We start from the raw sequence: 16,389 nt of genomic DNA, 5'->3' as shown, positions 1-16,389 counted from the left end.
TCCTTCTGGAGGTGCCCCGTGCTGGGTCCCGTGATCCTTGCTGCGTCGCGTAGCGACAAGATGCGCCGTCTCGTGTCGGCCGCCCCCGGGACCAAGCAGGTCGTCGCCCGCTTCATCGCCGGCGAGACGGTCGGCGACGTCGTCCCGATCGTCCAGGAGCTGAGCGACCGCGGCCTGGAGGTCACCCTCGACGTCGTCGGTGAGGACATCACCACCGTCGAGCAGTCGTACGCGGCCCGGGACGCCTACCTGGAGCTCATCGGCCGCCTCAAGGAGCTGGGCCTCGGCGCCCGCGCCGAGATGTCCGTGAAGCTGTCGATGTTCGGCCAGTCGCTGGATGTCGAGGGGGGCGAGCCCGCAGGGCTCTCGGCCGAGGGTGGTGGCGGGCGACGGGAGGGCGGCCACGAGCTCGCTCTCGCGAACGTGCGCCCGGTCGTCGAGGCCGCCGCCGAGATCGGCACCACCGTCACCCTCGACGCCGAGGACCACACCACCCTCGACTCGATGTTCGCCATCCACGAGGAGCTGCGGAAGTCCTTCCCGCAGACCGGCTGCGTCATCCAGGCGTACCTCTTCCGCACCGAGGACGACGCCCGCCGCCTCGCCGCGAACGGCTCCCGCGTCCGCATCGTGAAGGGCGCCTACAAGGAGCCCGCCTCCGTCGCCATCCAGGACAAGCCCGAGATCGACAAGGCGTACGTCCGGATCATGAAGATCCTGATGGACGGCGAGGGCTACCCGATGATCGGCTCCCACGACCCGCGCCTGATCTCCATCGGCCAGGAGCTGGCCCGCCGCGCCGGGCGCAAGCTGGACGAGTACGAGTTCCAGATGCTGTACGGCATCCGCAGCGAGGAGCAGAACCGTCTCGCCGCCGAGGGCCACCGCATGCGCGTGTACACCGCCTACGGCACCGACTGGTACGGCTACTTCATGCGCCGTCTCGCGGAGAAGCCGGCCAACCTGCTCTTCTTCGTCCGCTCCATCCTCACCAAGGGCTGAGCCCCCCACCTCTCACAAGGAGTAACGCGACTCATGGACGCTGTCACCCAGGTCCCCGCTCCGGTCAACGAGCCGGTGCACAGCTACGCCCCCGGCTCGCCCGAGCGCGCCCGTCTCGAGGTCAAGCTCAAGGAGCTGGCCGAGAACCCGCGCGAGCTGCCGATGACCATCGGCGGCGTGAAGCGCCTCGGCGGCGGCGAGGAGTTCAAGGTCGTCCAGCCGCACAACCACAAGGCCGTCATCGGCACCTTCCGCGGCGCCACCACGCAGGACGCCCAGGACGCGGTCGACGCCGCCCTGGCCGCCGCTCCGGCCTGGCGCGCGATGGCCTTCGACGACCGCGCCGCGATCATCCTGCGCGCCGCCGAGCTGCTCGCCGGCCCGTGGCGCGAGACGCTGGCCGCGTCCACGATGCTCGGCCAGTCGAAGACCGCCCAGCAGGCCGAGATCGACACCCCGTGCGAGCTCGTCGACTTCTGGCGCTTCAACGTGGCGTACGCCCGCCAGATCCTGGCCGAGCAGCCGCCGGCCAACTCCCCGGGTGTGTGGAACCGTCTGGACCACCGCCCGCTGGAGGGCTTCGTCTACGCGATCACGCCGTTCAACTTCACGGCCATCGCGGGCAACCTGCCCACCGCCCCCGCCCTCATGGGCAACGTCGTGGTCTGGAAGCCGTCCCCGACGCAGACGCACTCCGCCGTGCTCCTCATGGAGCTCCTGGAGGAGGCCGGTCTGCCGAAGGGCGTCATCAACCTGGTGACCGGCGACGGCATCGCCGTCTCCGAGGTGGCCCTGAACCACCCCGACCTGGCCGGCATCCACTTCACCGGCTCGACCAAGACCTTCCAGCACCTGTGGAAGACGGTCGGCACCAACATCGAGAAGTACCGCTCGTACCCGCGGATCGTCGGCGAGACCGGCGGCAAGGACTTCGTCGTCGCGCACCCCAGCGCCGACCGCGCCATCCTGAAGACCGCGCTGACCCGTGGCTCCTTCGAGTTCCAGGGCCAGAAGTGCTCCGCGTCCTCGCGTGCGTACGTCCCGGCCTCCATCTGGAACGACGGCTTCAAGGAGGAGTTCGCGGCCGAGGTCGACGGCATCACCATGGGTGACGTCACCGACCTGTCGAACTTCATCGGCGCCGTCATCGACGAGCGTTCGTTCGCCAAGAACAAGGCCGCGATCGACCGTGCCGCGGCCGACCCGACCTGCACGATCGTCGCCGGTGGCACCTACGACGACTCGGTGGGCTACTTCGTCCGTCCGACCGTCATCGCGTGCACCGACCCGGAGAACGAGGTCTTCAAGGCCGAGTACTTCGGCCCGATCCTCGCGATCCACGTGTACGAGGACGAGAAGTACGAAGAGATGCTGACCCAGATGGAGTCGGTCTCGGACTACGCCCTCACCGGCGCGGTCATCTCCGGCGACCGCGCCGCGGCCGCGTACACGATGGAGAAGCTCCGCTTCGCCGCGGGCAACTTCTACATCAACGACAAGTCGACCGGCGCCGTCGTCGGCCAGCAGCCCTTCGGTGGCGGCCGTGCCTCGGGCACGAACGACAAGGCCGGCGCCCCGCAGAACCTGATGCGCTGGACGCTGACCCGCGCCATCAAGGAGACGCTGGTCCCGCCGACCGAGTACGGCTACCCCCACATGGGCTGACGCCCTCCGGGCCTCCGTGAGGCCCGCCCCTGACACCGCCCCCCTCCTCGGTCCCCCAACTGAGGACGGGGGCGGTTCTCATGCCCGCCTTCTCATGCCGCCTCCTCATGCCGCCTCCTCATGCCGCCTTCACCACGCGCCGCTTCAGGAAGTCGCCGATCAGCGCCGCGATCTGCGGGGCGTGGGTCTCCAGGGCGAAGTGGCCCGTCGGGAGCAGGTGGATCTCGGCGTCCGGGAGGTCGCGGCGGAAGGCCTCGGCGCCCGCCGGGACGAAGACCTGGTCGCCCTCGCCCCAGACCGCGAGGAGCGGGACCCGGGAGGTGCGGAAGTACTCCTGGAAGGCGGGGTAGAGGGCGAAGTTGGAGCCGTAGTCGGCGATGAGGCCGAGCTGGATCTCGTCCTGGCCCTCGCGGGCCATGTGGGCGGCGTCCTGGTGCCAGGCGTCCGGGTCGAGGAGGTCGAGGTACTCGGCGGGGACGCCGGTCTCGTACTGCCAGCGGATGCCGTCGAGGGAGCGGATGCCGCGGACCGGCTCCTCGGTCTCGGGCGTGCGGTTCTCGATCAGGGCGAGGACCGGGGCCCAGGCCTCGGCGCCGAGGCCCTCGTCGTAGGCGTTGCCGTTCTGGCTGATGATCGCGGTGATCCGCTCGGGGTGGGCGAGGGCGAGGCGCAGGCCGATGGGGGAGCCGTAGTCCTGGATGTAGAGGGCGAACCGCTCCAGGCCGAGGGCCTCGGTGAACTCGGCGGTGAGCGCAGCCAGCTCGGCGAAGGTGTAGGCGAACGCGGCGGCGGAGGGGGCGTCACTGCGTCCGAAGCCCAGGTGGTCGGGGGCGATCAGGCGGTAGTCGCCGGCGAGCCGGGGGATCAGGTCGCGGAACATGCGCGAGCTGGTGGGGAAGCCGTGCAGCAGGAGCAGGACGGGGGCGTCGGCCGGGCCCGCCTCGCGGTAGGCGATCTCGTGGCCGCGGACGGTGACGGTGCGGTGGTGGGTCGGCAGCACGTTCATCGTTCTAACCCCTTAGGTGTTCCTGACTGGTTATGGGTTGACTCAATCAGGCCCGTAGTAACCTGTCAATGGCGTGTGAGAGGTTAGAAACGCGCTCGGCGGTGTCCACGCCTGGATCGAGGGCGGGCGGGGCGTCGCCGCCCATGGCGCGGTCGTCATGCGCCGCGTGCTCCACCGGGGGCGTTCGTACCGCGTCGGGTACGTCGAAGGGGTCGCCGTCCGGGGCGACCTCAGGCGGCGGGGGCTCGGCGGGGCGGTGATGGACGGGCTTGGGCTGGTGATCGACGGCGCGTACGCCTTCGGGGCGCTCAGTGCCTCGGGCGACGGGGCCGCGCTCTACCGGGCGCGCGGCTGGCGCGTCTGGGAGGGGCGGATCGAGGTCCTCGCGCCCGAGGGGATCGCTCGGCTCGCGGAGGAGGAAGGGTCCGTCTTCCTGCGTCCGGCGGCGGGTGGGCCGGGCCTGCCGGACCCCGCCCACCCGCTCGTCTTCGACTGGCGCGACGGGGACGTGATGTGAGGGCGGGCCGGGGTGGTCAGGGCGGTCGGGACGGTCGGGGCGGTCAGGGTGTGGTGCGGCCCTGATCCACCCGCCCCTTGGTCGTCTCCAGCTGGGAGGTGAACAGGGCGGAGAACATGGAGGCGAGGGCGATGGTGATCGCGAGCCCGCCGGTGCCGAGCGTCCCCATGAAGCACCCCGCCATCGCGCCGCCGACCAGTACGGCCCACACCGCGAGCGCCACCTTGCCGCGGCGGCTCAGGAACAGCCACCGGAGCGGGGCGGCGGGCCGGGCCTCCAGGGCGCCCGCAGGGCCCGTCGTCGCCGCGCGCGGCCGCTTGAAGTAGCCGTACGCCAGCCACTCGCCGCACAGCTCCCAGCCCTCGGGCTCCAGCTCGGCCAGGACCTTGGCGCGGCGCCGGGCGCCGATGATCTCGCGGCGGTACTCCCAGCGCAGCGTCGCCGTCGCGGAGCGGCGGCAGACGAACCGGCCGAGGGAGTCCAGGGACTCCACCTCCCAGCCCTGGTCGCCGTGGACGGCGAGCATCCGGCGGTCGTTGAAGATGTCGGCCGTCCAGGTCCAGCTCTCCGCCTGCTCGTCCGGCTCGGCGGGCCGCGGGGCGAGCCCTCCGAGCTGCGCCGCGAAGGCGGCGGCCGGGCCGAACTCCTCCTCCGGGTGCGCCCCGGTCTCGGTGAGGTGGCCGCGGAGGTCCTCGACGGTGGCGGCGATCTGCTCGTCCGGCACGCCCGCGGTGCGCAGCGCGTCGGTGAGCTCGGTGAAGTAGCGGTCGGATTCGCTGGTCATGCGGTGCTTCCCCCTGGATGCAGCGTGGTCTCGACGGCGCGGTGGAAACGCAGCCAGTCACGGCTCTCGGCGGCGAGGTGCTCGCGCCCCCGCTCGGTGAGCCGGTAGTAGCGGCGGCCCGGTCCGCGCTCGGCGGCGCGGAACTCGGCCTCCACCAGACCGGCTTCCTCCAGGCGGTTCAGTACGGGATAGAGCGTCCCGCCCTTGATCTCACCGAGTCCCGCCTCGGCGAGCGCCTTGGCGATCTCGTACCCGTAGCTCTCGCCGTCGGTCAGGCGGGAGAGGACGAGCAGGTCGAGGACTCCCTTGAGCCAGCTGGATCTGCGGTCTGCGGCCATGGGTGTATTGCAGCACCAGCTAGGTAGGAATGCAAGCTAGATAGGAGTGGTGGGGTCACGCGGCGACCAGCATCTTTCCGAGGTTCTCGCCGCGCAGCATGCCCAGGAGCGCCTCGACGATGTGCTCGAACCCCTCCACCACCGTCACGTCCAGGGGCAGCGCCCCGCTGCGCAGGTGCGGGACGGCGACGTCGTACAGCTCCTCCAGGGCGTCCATGTGGTCGCGTACGAGGAAGCCTTCGAGCCGGATGCTCTTGCCGACCACGTCGAAGAGGTTGCGCGGGGCCGGCGGGGGAGTCGCGAGCGAGTGGTACTGGCCCACGGCACCGACCCAGGCGATCCGGCCGAACGGGCGCAGCGCGGCGATCGAGGCCTCCAGATGGTCGCCGCCCACCCCGTCCAGGACCGCGTCGAGCCCCGCCGGGGCCGCCTTCGCGAGCAGCTCCGCGACCGGCCCGTCGTGGTAGTCGAAGGCCGCGTCGAAGCCCACCCGCTCCGTCAGGTACGCCACCTTGCGCGCTGAGCCCGCGCTGCCGACGAGCCGTCCCGCGCCGAGTAGCCGGGCGAGCCGTCCCGCCGCCGTGCCCACCCCGCCCGCCGCCGCGGACACGAAGAGGTCCTCGCCCGGCTGGAGCCGCGCGATCCGGGTCAGGCCCACGTAGGCCGACAGGCCCGTACCGCCGAGCAGGCTCAGGTGTGCGGCGAGCGGGACGCCGGGGCCGAAGTCCGGGACCGGCCGCGTCTCGTCCCGCGTGACCAGGGCGTGGGTGCGCCAGCCCTTGCGGTGCAGGACGAGGTCGCCGGGGCGCAGGGCCGGGTCGCGGGAGTCGAGGACGCGGCCCAGGGCGCGGCCCTCCATGGGGGAGTTCAGGGTCCACAGCTCGTCCGAGTCCATCGCCTCGCGGTGGTACGGGTCGACGGACCACTGGAGGTTCTCGACGAGGGCGGTGCCGGGCTCCGGCGCCGGGACGGGGGACTCGACGAAGGAGAACAGGTCGGGGGTGGGGAATCCGGCGGGGCGGGCGGTCTGCTGGACGGTGATCATGGTGTCGTTCGGCAGGGTGTCGTTCGTCATGGGGGTGACGGTAGGAGGGGATCCGCGGCCCGGGCAGGGGGTAGCGTCGATGGCCGCGGCCGATCCATGAATGCCGCTCATACAGCAAGGTGGGAGCCGCCGTGATCGATGACCTCGCCCCGCGTGAGCTGCGCGTCCTGGTGGCCGTCGGCCGCGAGCGCGGCTTCTCCGCCGCGGCCGTCGCGCTCGGCATGACGCAGTCCGCCGTCTCGCACTCGGTGCGGGGGAGCGAACGCAAGCTGGGTGCCGTCCTCTTCGACCGGGGGCGCACCGGTGCCACGCCGACGGCGGCGGGCGAGCGGGCCCTCGCGCACGCCCGGCGGGTGCTGCGGCTGCTTGAGGTGATGGCCGCCGAGGTGCGCGGGGCGGGGCGGGACGGCGGGTCGGGCGGCGGGCCGGGCGGCGGTTCGGTGACCCTCGCCGGGCCGCTGCGGATCGCGGCCTTCCGCAGTGCGGCGCTGCATCTGCTGCCGCGCGCCCTGGGGCGGCTGACGGCGCGGCACCCGGGGATCGTGCCCGAGGTGCGGATCGTGCGGGAGGTCGGGCGCGGCACGGCAGGCGAAGTCCTCGACGGGCGGGCGGACCTGGGGATCGCGACCATCGGGACCACCTCGCCCGTACCGCCGGAGCTGGTCGGGGGTGTGCTGGTGGAGGAGGGGTACGCGCTGGTGCACCCGGCGGGGCACCCGGCGCCGCGCTCGCTGCCGCTGGTCGACTGGACGGAGAACTGTACCTCGTACACCCGGGAGTGGTGGGCCGGGCAGGAATGGCTGCCGCCGGCGACGGTGCAGGCCGAGGACGACGGAGCGGTGCTCTCGATGGTGAGCACCGGTTACGGGATGGCCGTGATGCCGGAACTCTCCCTGATCGGAGCACCGCCCTCCGTCGAGATCACCGATCTCGGTCCGGAGCGCCCGACGCGCTCGGTGGGCTACGTCACCACCCCCGAACTGGCCTCCTCCCTGGCCGTACGGGCGCTCATCAGGGAGTTGCGGGCCGTCGCGGGGTGACCCTCGGGCGACCCCGGGAGGACCCTGAGTCCCACGCCGTCTCAGATAGTAGGAAGTCCGAGTAATTGTGGAGACAGACGCGGCACCCTGCCCTAGCTTTGTAGAAGCCGAACGTCTCGCTACATCAGCGAATGGCGGTCGAGAGCGCGACGCCCCTGTGCAGGCAATCCCTGCGGCGGCGCTCCCCGCCCCTGCCGGCACCTTCGATCACCACTGATCTCCGCACTTTCGGATCATCACTGATCTCAAGGAGTCGATCCCTCATGGCCACTCAGACCACCCGCCGCGTCCGCCACTCCGCCGGCCGTTCCAACGACGAGGCCCGCCAGAACGCCGCCGCCGCCCTCCAGCGCGCCCTCGACCGCCGTGACAACGGCGGCTCCACCGGCCACTGATCCGCAGGGGTTCCCCGCCGCGCCCGCGCCGGGGACCCGCGTCCGTTCGGGCTGTCCGTTCGTCCACATGATGGACGGAACGTGTCAGACGATGGGACGAAGAGTAGGGTGCCGACATGTCTCACAGCATCAATCTCGCAGTCATTCCCGGCGACGGCATCGGCCAGGAGGTCGTGGCCGAGGGCCTCAAGATCCTCTCGGCCGTCCTTCCCCAGGACGTGAAGCTGGAGACCGAGGAGTACGACTTCGGCGCCAAGCGCTACCACGCCACCGGTGAGACCCTCACCGACGCCGATCTCGACTCCCTCAAGAAGCACGACGCCATCCTGCTCGGCGCCATCGGCGACCCGTCGGTGCCGTCCGGCGTCCTGGAGCGCGGCTTCCTGCTGAAGCTCCGCTTCGCCTTCGACCACCACGTGAACCTGCGTCCCTCGAAGCTGCTCCCCGGCGTCGCCACCCCGCTCGCCGGGCAGCCCGAGATCGACTTCGTCGTGGTCCGCGAGGGCACCGAGGGCCCGTACACGGGCAACGGCGGCACCATCCGCAAGGGCACCCCGCACGAGGTCGCCACCGAGGTCTCGGTCAACACCGCCTTCGGTGTCGAGCGGGTCGTCCGGGACGCCTTCGCCCGCGCCCAGGCCCGTCCGCGCAAGAAGCTGACGCTGGTCCACAAGAACAACGTGCTGACCTTCGCCGGCCACCTCTGGACGAACATCTTCACCAAGGTCGCCGCGGAGTTCCCCGAGGTCACCACCGACTACCTGCACGTCGACGCCGCGACGATCTTCCTCGTCACCGACCCGGCCCGCTTCGACGTCATCGTCACCGACAACCTCTTCGGCGACATCATCACCGACCTCGCCGCGGCCGTCTCCGGCGGCATCGGCGTCGCCGCCTCGGGCAACATCAACCCGAGCGGCGAGTTCCCGTCCATGTTCGAGCCGGTCCACGGCTCCGCGCCGGACATCGCGGGTCAGGGCAAGGCCGACCCCACGGCCACCGTCCTCTCCGTCGCCCTCCTGCTGCGCCACCTCGGCTACGAGTCCGAGGCCGTCCGGGTCGAGGAGGCCGTCGCGGCCGACCTCACCGAGCGGGGCACCGCCGTCCGTACGACGGCCGAGATCGGCGACGCGCTCGCCGCGCGAGTAGCGAGCTGACCCGCGCAGCCGACTGACATCTGACAGCAGCCGCCGGGTCGCACCTGCACCCGGCGGCTGTACCTGTGCGGCCGAAGGGTGCCACCATCGAACCCTGGACCGCGTTCACCCGTTTCGTGCACCGGTCCCCGCGAGCGATAATCGAACGTGGGGCCGCGGCATGCGGGCATGCTCGGACGTCCACACAGTCATGGACATCAGCCGATGACTGAGGCGTGAGCGCGGTCCGACACACACAACCGGTGAAGGACACGCACTCATGACGACGCCCACGATCGAGCTCAAGCCCTCCTCCAGCCCGCTGTCCGACGCGGAGCGCGAGGCGATCCTGGACAACCCGGGATTCGGCCGCCACTTCACCGACCACATGGTCACCATCCGGTGGACCGAGGGCCGCGGCTGGCACGACGGCCAGCTCGTGCCGTACGGCCCGCTGCACCTGGACCCGGCGACGAACGTCCTGCACTACGCGCAGGAGATCTTCGAGGGCCTGAAGGCCTACCGCCGCCCCGACGGCTCGGTCGCCAGCTTCCGCCCCGACGCCAACGCGCGCCGCTTCCAGGCCTCGGCCCGTCGTCTGGCCATGCCGGAGCTGCCCGTCGAGACCTTCGTCGAGGCCTGTGACCTGCTCGTCCAGCAGGACAAGGCGTGGGTCCCGGCGCACGGCGGCGAGGCCTCGCTCTACCTGCGCCCGTTCATGATCGCGACCGAGGTCGGCCTGGGCGTCCGCCCGGCCAACGAGTACCTCTTCGTCGTCATCGCCTCCCCGGCCGGCCCGTACTTCCCCGGTGGCGTGAAGCCCGTCTCCATCTGGCTCTCCGAGAACCGCGTCCGCGCCGTCCCCGGCGGCGTCGGCGACGCCAAGACCGGCGGCAACTACGCGGCCTCCCTGCTCGCGCAGGCCGAGGCGGCGGCCAAGGGCTGCGACCAGGTCGCGTACCTCGACGCCGTGGAGCACAAGTGGGTCGAGGAGCTCGGCGGCATGAACCTGTACTTCGTGTACGGGGCTGAGTCCAATGAAAAGCCCAAGCTGGTCACGCCCACCCTCACCGGCTCGCTCCTCGCCGGCATCACCCGTGACTCGCTGCTCAAGCTGGCGGCGGACCTCGGTCTGGAGCCGGAGGAGGGCCGCGTCTCCATCGACCAGTGGCAGGCCGACACCGCGAACGGCACCCTGACCGAGGTCTTCGCCTGCGGCACCGCCGCCGTGATCACCCCGGTCGGCACGGTCAAGTCCGAGCGGGGCGAGTGGCAGCAGTCGGGCGGCGAGCCCGGCGAGGTCACGATGAAGCTGCGCGACGCGCTGCTCGCCGTCCAGACGGGCAAGGCCGAGGACGTCCACGGCTGGATGCACGAGCTCGGCAAGTAGGTCCTAACTGCTCGGTCGAGCAGGACCTACTCGGTCGCCGCCAGGGCTTCCGGGGCCGTCACGGTTCCGGGAGCCCTGCGCGGCGTCAGTACGGCGTACAGGGCGCCGCCCACCAGCCCCGACAGCACGAAGCTGCAGTCGATCCCGCCCGTCAGGGCGAGCAGCGGCCCCTCGTAGAGCGGCGTCGACACCCCGGCCAGGCCGACCGCCGCGCCGATCGCCCAGGAGGCGGTGGCGCGCGGGTGCCAGCCCGCCGAGAACCAGTAGATCCCGCCGCGCGAGCGGCGGTTGTAGACCTGGAGCGCCTCCGGGTCGTACGTCCCCCCGCAGCGCGCGTGCCCGATCAGGGTGATCACGGCCCACGGGGTGCCGATCGCGGTGAGCAGCAGGACGAACGAGGTCATCGCCGTCTGGGCGTCCGAGGCGAAGTGGCCCAGGAAGACGAAGGCCGTCGCCACCGCCGCGACCACGAGCGTGGCGCGCGCCCGGGTGGCCCGGGGCAGGATCGCGTCGAGGTCGAGCCCCATCGAGTACAGCATCAGTCCCGCGTTGCCGACGGACCCGGCCGTGGCCGCGAGCAGCAGCGGCACCAGGTACCAGACGGGGGAGGCGGCGACGAGCGGCCCGGCGTAGTCGAGGGCACCGCGGGCCGCGAGAGCGGTGAACGTGCCGAAGAGCTGGGGGACCAGCAGGCCGACGAGCAGGCCGAGGCAGGTGGCGCGCCAGACCTTCTTCGCGCTGTGCCGTTCGGGTGAGATGTAGCGGGTGTAGTCGCCGAGCAGGGTGATGAAGGCGACCGGCCCGCTGAGCCCGGCGGCGACCGCGGCGAGCAGCCAGGTCGGCCAGAACGAGCCGAGGAGGTACGGGGTCTCCGGTACGGCGGCCGTCGTGAAGTCCCCGGCGTACGCGACCAGGCCGACCGCGAGGAGCACGGTCATGCCGACCGCGAGCGCCTTGCTCAGCTTGAGCAGCAGCCGGTAGCCGTAGACCGCGGCGACCACCGTGCCCGCGGCGAGCAGCGCGTAGACGACGGCGTGCGAGGCGCCGCCGGTGGGCAGTCCGACCAGCCGGGCCAGCGTCCCCACCATGACGTCTCCGCCGATCCACAGCGTCAGCGCGGTGTAGCCGAGCGACAGCAGCAGTCCCACCACCGAGCCGACGAGCCGGCCGCGGACGCCGAAGAAGGCGCCGGAGGAGGTGGAGAGGTTGGTGGCGGTACGGAGCGAGACGAGCGCAAGCGGGGCGGTGACGGCGACGCCGACGACGGTCCCGGTGACGACCGAGGTGACCGAGGCCCAGAAGCCGAGGCCGAAGGAGACCGGGAGCCAGCCGAAGACGATCACCCCCAGACAGAGGTTGGAGCCGAGCAGGATCGACACCAGATCACGGGGGCCGCTGGTGCGTTCGGCCTCGGGGATGGTGTCGACTCCGCGCTGTTCGATCGGCATGGGGCCTCCTGGGAGGGGAGCGGGGCGAGAGCGGCTCGCACATTTAGAGTGGCGCTCAATGTGACCTAGACCTGTCGGCCACGTCAATGCTTGGCTCATGGCGTCTCAACATTTAGAGTGTCGCTCAAACAGGAGGTGTTTCGGACGTGCGACTGACCCCCACGGAACGCGACCGGCTGCTGCTCTTCGGCGCCGCCGAGCTCGCCCGCGCCCGCCGGGCCCGGGGCCTGCGGCTCAATGTCCCCGAGGCGACCGCGCTCATCGCGGACACGGTCTGCGAGGCGGCCCGTGACGGCAAGCGACTCGCCGAGGCGATCGCCGAGGCCCGCTCCGTCCTCGGCCCCGACGACGTCCTCCCCGGCGTCGCCGACGTGGTCACCGAGGTCCACGTCGAGGCCGTCTTCGACGACGGATCCCGCCTCGCGGTCGTCTCCGACCCGATCGGCTGGGGGTCCCCCCACGAAGCAGGGGGAGGACGGCTGGGCGCGGCGGCGCCGGGCGCCCTGCTGCCCGGCCCCGCGCACCCGGAGCCCGCGCCCGCGGTCACCCTCCCCGTACGGAACACGGCGACCGTGCCCGTGAGCGTCACCTCCCACTTCCACTTCTTCGAGGCCAACCCGCGCCTCGACTTCGACCGCGCCGCCGCGTACGGCATGCGGCTCGCCATCCCGGCCGGCGCGTCCTTCCGCTTCGACCCGGGCGGCGAGGCCGAGGTCGGCCTCGTGCCGATCGGCGGCGCGCGCGTCGCCATCGGTTTCGCCGGCCTGGTCGACGGCCCGCTGGACGCGCCCGGCGCGAAGGAAGAGGCCCTGCGGCGCGCGGCGGCCTGCGGCTACCTCGGAGTCGAGAGCGGAGACGAGAACTGATGGACCCGTACGAGTACGCCTCCGTGCACGGCCCCCGCGCCGGCGACCGCGTCGTCCTGGGCGACTCCGGGCTCGTCGTCCGCGTCGAGTCCGACTCCCAGAAGCAGGGCGACGAGTTCCTCGCGGGCTTCGGCAAGACCGCCCGCGACGGCCTCCACCTGAAGGCCGCGGCCGTCCGCGAGACCTGTGACGTCGTCATCAGCAACGTCCTCGTCATCGACGCCGTCCAGGGCGTGCGGAAGGTGTCCATCGGCATCCGCGAGGGGCGGATCCACGCGATCGGCCGGGCCGGCAACCCCGACACCCTCGACGGCGTCGACGTCGTCGTCGGCACCGGCACCTCGATCGTCTCCGGCGAGGGCCTCATCGCCACGGCCGGTGCGATCGACACCCACGTCCACCTGCTCTCCCCGCGGATCATGGAGGCCTCACTGGCCTCCGGCGTCACCACGATCATCGGCCAGGAGTTCGGCCCGGTCTGGGGCGTGGGCGTCAACTCGCCCTGGGCGCTGCGCCACGCCTTCAACGCCTTCGACGCCTGGCCCGTCAACATCGGCTTCCTCGCCCGGGGTTCGTCCTCCGACCCGGCGCCGCTCGTCGAGGCCCTGGCCGAGGGCGGGGCGTCCGGCTTCAAGGTGCACGAGGACATGGGCGCCCACACCCGGGCCCTGGACACCGCGCTGCGGGTCGCGGAGGAGCACGACGTACAGGTCGCGCTGCACAGTGACGGCCTGAACGAGTGCCTGTCGGTGGAGGACACCCTGCGGGTCCTGGACGGGCGCACCATCCACGCCTTCCACATCGAGGGCTGCGGCGGCGGGCACGTACCCAACGTCCTGAAGATGGCGGGCGTGCCGAACGTCATCGGCTCCTCCACCAACCCCACCCTGCCCTTCGGCCGCGACGCGGTCGCCGAGCACTACGGGATGATCGTCTCCGTCCACGACCTGAAGACCGACCTCCCGGGCGACGCCGCCATGGCGCGCGACCGGATCCGGGCCGGGACGATGGGCGCGGAGGACGTCCTGCACGACCTCGGCGCGATCGGGATCACCTCGTCCGACGCGCAGGGGATGGGAAGGGCCGGCGAGACCGTACGCCGGACCTTCGCCATGGCCGGGAAGATGAAGGCCGAGCTGGGCCCCCTGGAGGGCGACGGCGCACACGACGACAACGCGCGCGTCCTCCGCTACATCGCCAAGCTCACCATCAACCCGGCGATCGCCCACGGCCTCGCCCACGAGATCGGCTCGATCGAGGTCGGCAAGCTGGCCGACATCGTGCTGTGGCGGCCGGAGTTCTTCGGCGCCAAGCCGCAGCTGGTGCTGAAGTCCGGCTTCCCCGCGTGGGGGGTCGTGGGCGATCCGAACGCCGCCACGGACACCTGTGAACCGCTCGTCCTCGGACCGCTGTTCGGCGCCCACGGCGCCACGGCCGCCGACCTCTCCGTCGCGTTCGTGGCGCAGGCCGCCGTCGACCTCGGCTCCGACGCGATGCCGACCCGCCGCCGCCGCGTCCCCGTGCGCGGCACGCGCGGCATCGGCCCCGCCGACCTGGTGTTCAACTCCCGCACCGGAGACGTGCAGGTCGACGGCCACACGGGCCTCGTCTCGCTCGACGGCTCGCCGATCCGCTCCGAGGCGGCCGAGTCGGTCTCCCTCAACCGCCTCTACTTCCTCTGACCTCCCCTGACCTCCTCTGCCCCCCTGCCCCCCCCCTGCCCTTCCTTAGGACCCTCTGATGACCTTCCGCATGCCCGCCGAGTGGATGCCGCACGAGCGCACCTGGATGGCCTGGCCCAGCACCAACCCCACCTTCACCAACGAGGAGGAGCTCGCCGAGGCGCGCGCCGCCTGGGCGTCCGTCGCCCGGGCCGTACGCCGCTACGAGCCGGTGACGATGGTCGTCGCCCCCGGCGACACGGAGTCCGCGCGTGCCCTCCTCGGCGAGGACGTCGAGCTCGTCGAGCGCGACCTCGACGACGCCTGGATGCGGGACATCGGCCCGACCTTCGTCACGAACGGCACCGAACTGGCCGCCGTGGACTGGGTCTTCAACGGCTGGGGCGGCCAGGACTGGGCCCGCTGGGAGCACGACTCCAAGATCGCCCGCCATGTCGCGGACGCCGCGGGCGTCCCCGTACTCTCCTCCCCCCTCGTCAACGAGGGCGGCGCGATCCACGTCGACGGCGAGGGCACGGTCCTGCTGACCGACACCGTCCAGCTCGGCCCGGGCCGCAACCCGGAGTGGACCCGCGCGCAGGTCGAGGCCGAGATCCACGCCAAGCTCGGCACCACCAAGGCCATCTGGCTCCCGCACGGCCTGAGCGGCGACTACGGCCTCTACGGCACCCAGGGCCACGTCGACATCGTCGCCGCCTTCGCCCGCCCCGGCACGGTCCTCGTCCACAGCCAGCAGGACCCGGCCCACCCGGACTACGAGCGCTCGCGGATGTACGTGAGCATCCTCCGCGGCCAGACGGACGCCCAGGGCCGCCCCCTGGAGGTCGTCGAGATCCCCGCACCCACCGTCCTCAAGGACGAGGAGGGCGACTGGGTCGACTACTCCTACATCAACCACTACCTGTGCAACGACGGCGTGGTCCTGTGCGCCTTCGACGACCCGCACGACGAACTCGCCGCCGAGATCTTCCGCCGCCTCTTCCCGGAGCGCACGGTGACCCTGGTCGACGCGCGCGCCATCTTCGCGGGCGGCGGCGGCATCCACTGCATCACGCAGCAGCAGCCGCGCGTGTAGGCAATGCCGCCCTCGTCCGGGCCTTTCATCTGGCGAGTAGTGCTGAAGCCAGACCTGGTCGGGCGTGGTTCTGCATGATCATCTCCCATGGGAGAACCCCCGGCCGGGAGGATCCGGCCGGGGCCGACCTCGCGCGGCTAGCCCGCGATGACGAAACCCCTGGTGGGCTGCTGAAGGTCGGCAGCGGCCACGCGGGCGCGGACGGCGTCAGTGATGTCCCGCTGGTCGACGGGGTCGACTACCCGCCAGGCCCCTGCGCGGTTCCGCGGGTCCACCGGTACGAAGACCCCCGGGATCCCGTACTTGCGCATCGAGTCGTGCAGTGACGAGACGTCGATCGCGTCCATGGGCTCTCCTTACGTCGGAAGGCTGTCGAGCCTATTCACCGCCGCCGCTGGTGGCGCAGTTGGCGGGGTTGATCGGGCCGCACCCACCGGGCTTCTGGGTGTGCGAGCAGTTGGCGGCAACCGTGACGAGCGGCTTCTCCGGCCCGTCCAGAGTTCGGCGTCGGGGGTGTAGCCCGCCTGTTCGATGAGGGCCATGGTGCGCGTGATGACGTTCGGGTCGTGGCGGGACGCGTCGGGACGCTCGGGGTAGTGGTGGACGGTGCGACCGAGGCGGCTGCACAGGCTCGCGTACATGTACGTGTGGAGGATGAGGGCGTGCCACCCCTCGTCGACCTCGCGGGTGGGCGCGATGCGCACCGTCGGGAACAGGCTGGCGGCGTGCACGAACTTGAGGGCCTCGACGACGATCCGGTCAGCCATCGAGGCATCCACGCCGGGGTTGTTGTCGAGGACCGTGTGCATCACGCCGTTGAACGCCGCAACACTCAACAGGGCCCGGGCTCCGGGCGGGTTGCCGGGCTCGGGGCTGGACGAGCAGGGCGTCGGGTTGCCGTCCTGCGGCTGGTTCTTGCAGGCCATGGGGTCTCCTTCTGGTGGATTGCCGATGGTGCGTGGACCCGCCTCATGGGGGCGGGAGTCAGTAGGTGACCTTC

General features: G+C 71.6%; 16 protein-coding genes and 1 pseudogene. 10 read left to right on the top strand and 7 right to left on the bottom strand.

The window, feature by feature from the left end; translation table 11 throughout:
* Positions 1-18 precede the first annotated feature (18 nt).
* Positions 19-1,002 (top strand): proline dehydrogenase family protein, encoded by a 984-nt coding sequence (locus ACFC0G_RS09205; protein WP_376399645.1) that lies wholly within the window; start codon positions 19-21, stop codon positions 1,000-1,002.
* A gap of 33 nt (positions 1,003-1,035) precedes the next feature.
* Positions 1,036-2,667 (top strand): L-glutamate gamma-semialdehyde dehydrogenase, encoded by a 1,632-nt coding sequence (gene pruA, locus ACFC0G_RS09200; protein WP_376399642.1) that lies wholly within the window; start codon positions 1,036-1,038, stop codon positions 2,665-2,667.
* A gap of 118 nt (positions 2,668-2,785) precedes the next feature.
* On the opposite strand, the gene ACFC0G_RS09195 is transcribed toward pruA, so the two are convergent.
* On the bottom strand, positions 2,786-3,673 hold the full coding sequence (locus ACFC0G_RS09195; protein WP_376399639.1) for an alpha/beta fold hydrolase: 888 nt from the start codon (positions 3,671-3,673) through the stop codon (positions 2,786-2,788).
* A gap of 88 nt (positions 3,674-3,761) precedes the next feature.
* Between ACFC0G_RS09195 and ACFC0G_RS09190 the strand changes: the two are divergent.
* Positions 3,762-4,190: pseudogene (locus ACFC0G_RS09190) on the top strand (aminoglycoside 2'-N-acetyltransferase); the annotation flags it as partial.
* 43 nt (positions 4,191-4,233) lie between these two features.
* On the opposite strand, the gene ACFC0G_RS09185 reads toward ACFC0G_RS09190, so the two are convergent.
* The 3 genes from ACFC0G_RS09185 to ACFC0G_RS09175 are packed head-to-tail and all read right to left on the bottom strand — an operon-like array spanning position 4,234 to position 6,387.
* On the bottom strand, positions 4,234-4,974 hold the full coding sequence (locus tag ACFC0G_RS09185; RefSeq protein WP_376399636.1) for a hypothetical protein: 741 nt from the start codon (positions 4,972-4,974) through the stop codon (positions 4,234-4,236).
* A complete protein-coding gene (locus ACFC0G_RS09180) occupies positions 4,971-5,312 on the bottom strand; it encodes a PadR family transcriptional regulator (protein WP_376399633.1) in 342 nt (113 codons plus the stop codon). Before ACFC0G_RS09180 ends, ACFC0G_RS09185 begins: the two co-directional genes overlap by 4 nt.
* 55 nt (positions 5,313-5,367) lie before the next feature.
* Positions 5,368-6,387 (bottom strand): zinc-binding dehydrogenase, encoded by a 1,020-nt coding sequence (locus tag ACFC0G_RS09175; RefSeq protein WP_376399630.1) that lies wholly within the window; start codon positions 6,385-6,387, stop codon positions 5,368-5,370.
* Positions 6,388-6,491: 104 nt separating this feature from the next.
* On the opposite strand from ACFC0G_RS09175, the gene ACFC0G_RS09170 reads away from it, so the two are divergent.
* The 4 genes from ACFC0G_RS09170 to ACFC0G_RS09155 all read left to right on the top strand — a co-directional run bounded on the left by ACFC0G_RS09170 (position 6,492) and on the right by ACFC0G_RS09155 (position 10,318).
* Positions 6,492-7,397: a LysR family transcriptional regulator gene (locus tag ACFC0G_RS09170; RefSeq protein ID WP_376400476.1), complete on the top strand. Its 906-nt coding sequence runs from the start codon at positions 6,492-6,494 to the stop codon at positions 7,395-7,397.
* A gap of 263 nt (positions 7,398-7,660) precedes the next feature.
* A complete protein-coding gene (locus ACFC0G_RS09165; RefSeq protein WP_260605541.1) occupies positions 7,661-7,792 on the top strand; it encodes a hypothetical protein in 132 nt (43 codons plus the stop codon).
* Positions 7,793-7,908: 116 nt separating this feature from the next.
* The gene (locus ACFC0G_RS09160; protein ID WP_376399626.1) at positions 7,909-8,949 is read left to right on the top strand and encodes a 3-isopropylmalate dehydrogenase; all 1,041 of its coding nucleotides are present in this window, start codon (positions 7,909-7,911) and stop codon (positions 8,947-8,949) included.
* Positions 8,950-9,208: 259 nt separating this feature from the next.
* Positions 9,209-10,318, top strand: a complete 1,110-nt coding sequence (locus ACFC0G_RS09155) for a branched-chain amino acid aminotransferase (RefSeq protein WP_376399623.1) — start codon at positions 9,209-9,211, stop codon at positions 10,316-10,318.
* A 26-nt stretch (positions 10,319-10,344) separates the two neighbouring features.
* Here the strand turns inward: ACFC0G_RS09155 and ACFC0G_RS09150 are convergent, their stop codons facing one another.
* Entirely contained in the window at positions 10,345-11,766 is a 1,422-nt protein-coding gene (locus ACFC0G_RS09150) for a cytosine permease (protein ID WP_376399620.1), read from the bottom strand.
* 146 nt (positions 11,767-11,912) lie between these two features.
* Between ACFC0G_RS09150 and ureA the strand changes: the two genes are divergently transcribed.
* Genes ureA through ACFC0G_RS09135 form a run of 3 tightly spaced genes read left to right on the top strand, consistent with a single transcriptional unit; the run spans position 11,913 to position 15,389 of the window.
* Positions 11,913-12,632 carry an urease subunit gamma gene (gene ureA / locus ACFC0G_RS09145; protein WP_376399617.1) on the top strand — a complete coding sequence of 240 codons (720 nt, stop codon included), beginning with the start codon at positions 11,913-11,915 and terminating at the stop codon, positions 12,630-12,632.
* Positions 12,632-14,314: an urease subunit alpha gene (locus ACFC0G_RS09140; RefSeq protein ID WP_376399614.1), complete on the top strand. Its 1,683-nt coding sequence runs from the start codon at positions 12,632-12,634 to the stop codon at positions 14,312-14,314. Before ureA ends, ACFC0G_RS09140 begins: the two co-directional genes overlap by 1 nt.
* Positions 14,315-14,372: 58 nt before the next feature.
* On the top strand, positions 14,373-15,389 hold the full coding sequence (locus ACFC0G_RS09135; RefSeq protein ID WP_376399611.1) for an agmatine/peptidylarginine deiminase: 1,017 nt from the start codon (positions 14,373-14,375) through the stop codon (positions 15,387-15,389).
* Positions 15,390-15,526: 137 nt separating this feature from the next.
* Here ACFC0G_RS09135 and ACFC0G_RS09130 read toward each other — a convergent pair whose 3' ends face one another.
* Positions 15,527-15,736 carry a hypothetical protein gene (locus tag ACFC0G_RS09130; protein WP_376399608.1) on the bottom strand — a complete coding sequence of 70 codons (210 nt, stop codon included), beginning with the start codon at positions 15,734-15,736 and terminating at the stop codon, positions 15,527-15,529.
* Between the two features lie 9 nt (positions 15,737-15,745).
* Positions 15,746-16,315, bottom strand: a complete 570-nt coding sequence (locus ACFC0G_RS09125) for a glycine-rich domain-containing protein (protein ID WP_376399606.1) — start codon at positions 16,313-16,315, stop codon at positions 15,746-15,748.
* Positions 16,316-16,389 lie beyond the last annotated feature (74 nt).

It is taken from the genome of Streptomyces sp. NPDC056169 (assembly GCF_042268445.1).
Classification (GTDB): domain Bacteria; phylum Actinomycetota; class Actinomycetes; order Streptomycetales; family Streptomycetaceae; genus Streptomyces.
Note: the sequence above shows the minus strand (reverse complement) of the source record. Positions and strands in the feature narration are given on the sequence as shown.